Source organism: Bacillus sp. 05T31, from assembly GCF_056396725.1.
The window spans coordinates 1-3,664 of sequence record NZ_JBFTMA010000447.1 but is presented as its reverse complement, the minus strand read 5'-3'; the positions used below and the strand labels follow the sequence as shown (position 1 = coordinate 3,664).

Sequence of the window (3,664 nt, the reverse complement as noted above, 5' to 3'; positions counted from 1 at the left end):
GGATGAGAAATATGTCATTATTTACACTGTTTCGTCCGAAAGAAATTGCTGAAGGAACATACAATATATGGCCAATAAGTATAGGCTTAACTGCTGGAGCGCTTTGTATCTTCATAGTAGCAATTGTAGTGTTTAGGAAGAGGGATTTGCCGTTGTAAAGTAGAAAGTCCACTGAAAAAGTGGGCTTTTTTCGTTTGTAAATTTGAACCGATATGTTTATTGTGTAGCACCCTAAAAAGGATATTTATCTTTTAATTTACAAAAACATTCAAAAAAGTGAACCTTTTTATAGGCCCGTCCGTCTAATACGTGTAAAGTTAAATTTGAAGTGAGGACGAAACAGGAGGACCAATTGTGAAAGTAATTCCTTTATATAAGATGATTGTAAAAGAAGAAACGGATGTTTCTTTAGCAAAAAAGGGTAATCATGAGGCTTTTATGACACTTATACATACAGAAAAAGTAAAGATGTATCGCATTGCGAAGGCGATGTTACGTGATGAGACGAATATAGAGGATGCGATGCAAGCAACAATTTTAAAAGCTTATGAAAATATAAAAAAACTGAAAAAAGAAGAGTTTTTTCAAACTTGGCTCATTAGAATTTTAATAAATGAGTGTAACAATATAATTCGCTCTTATAAAAAAGTAATTGTAATTGAGGATCATGATAGTAATATGGTGGCGTTTGATCGATATGAAGATGTTGATCTTTGTAATGCTATTCAGTCTTTAACGGAAGAACTAAGAGCGGTAACTGTACTTTATTATTATGAAGATATGAATCAAGAAAGTATTGCAACGCTTTTAGAAATTCCAAAAGGCACGGTTAAATCAAGATTGTCACGTGCAAGGGAACAATTAGAAGAGCGATTAAAGATGGAGTAGGGGGTGGTTAAAATGGATAAAGAAAAATCATTTGATGAAAAATTAAAAAAGAGAATAGAAAAGGATAATACCGTATTGCCACAGGCACTAAACGAAAAAATTAATGATACACTTCATAATCTTCCTGTAAAAAGAAAGAGTTATAGAGTACATATGATGTTTATTAGTGCAGCTGTTCTAACGCTGTCAATTGTATCTATGTCTGAGTTTTCTATACAGAGCTTTGCACAAAATGGAGGGATGTTTAATTACGTAAAGAAGGATGCGTTTTCTGATTATGAGAATGAAGAAGAAATAAAGTCGAACGTCAATTATCCAGATAAGGAAAAGATTCATCAAAAGATGCTTGATTCAATTGAACATTTCCAAAATGTTTCAGGGCAATTCGAAGAATATTCTAGCTCTACAAGAATTGCTACAACATATAAATATGCGATTGATACGGAGAAACAAAGTGGTATTTCATCTAAAGAAGACAAGCTATCGAAAAAAAGCACGATGATTTATACCGAGGAAGGAAAAAAAGAGTTTAATGATAAGAATAATACGTATAAAGAGACGAGATGGAGTCCAAAAGAAAGAAATAATGAACTATTAAAATTAAGTCCTACGGAAAGGTTATTGAGAAAATCAGGTGAGAAGAAACGGTATGATGACGAATATGTGGGATTCGCTAAGTACAGTATTCAATCAGAATTTGCTGATCTATTAATTCGATATAAAGATTGGAGTTATAAAGAAACGAAGTATCTTGGACTCGATTGCTACAAAATAGAAGGAGTAATAAACATAGAAATGCCTGTAAGTACATCTGAAGATTTGAGTGGGAAATTTGAAATGGTTGTAGAGAAAAATACGGGGATTATGTTGAAGTTCCTTAGTTTCCATGAAGGTATGATTCAATATTCGATTACGACTGAATGGATACAAATAAACAAAGGATTGAAAGAGAATGTATTTCAAAAGGATAGCACTAATTATGAAAAATTGAAAAACATATTAGATGAATAGAAAACGGAGGGAACTATATGGAGAATACCTCTCCTTCAAGAGAAAAGAAAAATAAACGAAAATATAAAAAGACAACGATAATAAGTGTATTGTTAGGAGTATTACTATTTGGCGGAGTTGGGTATGGTGCCTATGTATATATGCAAACTTCTAATCTCGTACAAAAATCTAATTTGAACTTATCGCGTGGTGAAAAATCAAATTTACGTGAGAAAGCTGTAAAGCCAATTACACACAACGTTTCAATGTTAATTATGGGGATTGATGAAAATCAAGAACGGCAAAAGGGCTATAATGGTGCATTTCATACGGATGCATTATTGTTAGCTACGTTTAATAAAGAAGATAAGACAGTGAAATTAACCAGTATACCACGAGATACATATACATATGTTCCAATCGAAAAGAAAAAAGATAAAATAACACACGCATATGGAAGTGGTTTCGTTAAAAATGGAAAAGATGGAGGGCCACAAGCTTCTGTTGAGGCAGTAGAAAAGTTACTGCAAGTACCGGTAGATTATTTTGTAAAATTTAATTTTGGGTCATTTATTAAAATTGTTGATGGGCTCGATGGTGTTGAGGTAGATGTCCCGGTTGAATTTACTGAACAAAATAGTAAAGATGAACCTGATACGATTCACTTGAAAAAAGGGGTTCAAAAATTAACGGGAGAAGAAGCACTTGCTTTGGCGAGAACTCGTCATATTGATAGTGATGCAATGAGGGGGCAGCGCCAACAACTTGTTATTGAGGCGATTTTAAGTAAATTAAAAAGTGTAGGGTCTATTACAAAACTGGAGAAAATGGTTGAGGCCGTCGATGGTGATTTTAAAACAAATTTAGCATTGGATGATATTTTATCTTTTTATAAATATGGTTTAGATTGTTCAGTTGAGAAGATTCAACTGAACGGTGATGATTTATATTTACCAAATGGCCCAAATGGGAAGCGTGTATATTATTATAATCCTAATAAAAAAGACTTGCAAAATTTGAGTAATACACTCAGAACACATCTTGGATTAAGTGAGAAGCAAATTGAGGGAAATTAAAGCGGATGATATATCTGCTTTTTTTGTTTTTGTAGGAAAGAGATCTCTAGAATATACATTATTTATTAACGACAATCTACAGTCTATTTATTGGGAAGTATCATTAACACTATTAAATTAGTGTATATGTAACGATAAAAAACGATGTTAAAAAACTATATGGAATTTTTATGAATATTACTGTAAGAAAATAATTTTTTAATAATTTTCAATAATAACACTTTACAAATTTTTAAAAATTAGTAGAATAAGAAGTAGTAAGAATCGTCTGATAAGTATATAAAGAAAAACAGAATTATCAGAAAATTCTTAAATAGCTATCGTTTAGAATTAGGGAGGGTACAAAAATGAAAAAGAAAAAAATGAAAAAACTAACAGCAGTTGTAGTACCGGTTTTAGCAATGAGCATGGCATTAACAGCATGTTCTACATCAGGYGGAGATAAAAAGACAAGCACAAACTCAAGTGGAGATAGCAAGTCAGAGGGAAAATTAGCGGCAAAACAAGTGTTGAATCGAACAGTAAACCAAGAGATTCCAACGATGGATTCTTCTAAATCAACAGATACAGTATCTTCACAAATGCTAGGAAATACGATGGAAGGATTATATCGTCTTGATAAAGATAATAAGCCTATGCCAGCTGCAGCAGAATCTAGCACGAAAAGTGAAGATGGTAAAAAATATACATTTAAACTACGTAAAGATGCA

Annotated in this window: 3 protein-coding genes and 2 pseudogenes; all 5 read left to right on the top strand. The window is 32.3% G+C overall.

Features of this window, described 5'->3' with window-relative positions; genetic code table 11:
• Positions 1–158 (top strand): annotated as a pseudogene (locus AC1DJR_RS21535) (ABC transporter permease subunit); the annotation flags it as partial.
• 196 nt (positions 159–354) lie between these two features.
• A complete protein-coding gene (locus tag AC1DJR_RS21530) occupies positions 355–888 on the top strand; it encodes an RNA polymerase sigma factor (RefSeq protein WP_429687865.1) in 534 nt (177 codons plus the stop codon).
• 12 nt (positions 889–900) lie between these two features.
• Positions 901–1,899 carry an anti-sigma factor gene (locus AC1DJR_RS21525; protein WP_429687866.1) on the top strand — a complete coding sequence of 333 codons (999 nt, stop codon included), beginning with the start codon at positions 901–903 and terminating at the stop codon, positions 1,897–1,899.
• A gap of 17 nt (positions 1,900–1,916) precedes the next feature.
• On the top strand, positions 1,917–2,954 hold the full coding sequence (locus AC1DJR_RS21520; RefSeq protein ID WP_060750789.1) for an LCP family protein: 1,038 nt from the start codon (positions 1,917–1,919) through the stop codon (positions 2,952–2,954).
• A 347-nt stretch (positions 2,955–3,301) separates the two neighbouring features.
• Positions 3,302–3,664, top strand: a pseudogene (locus AC1DJR_RS21515) (peptide ABC transporter substrate-binding protein); the annotation flags it as partial.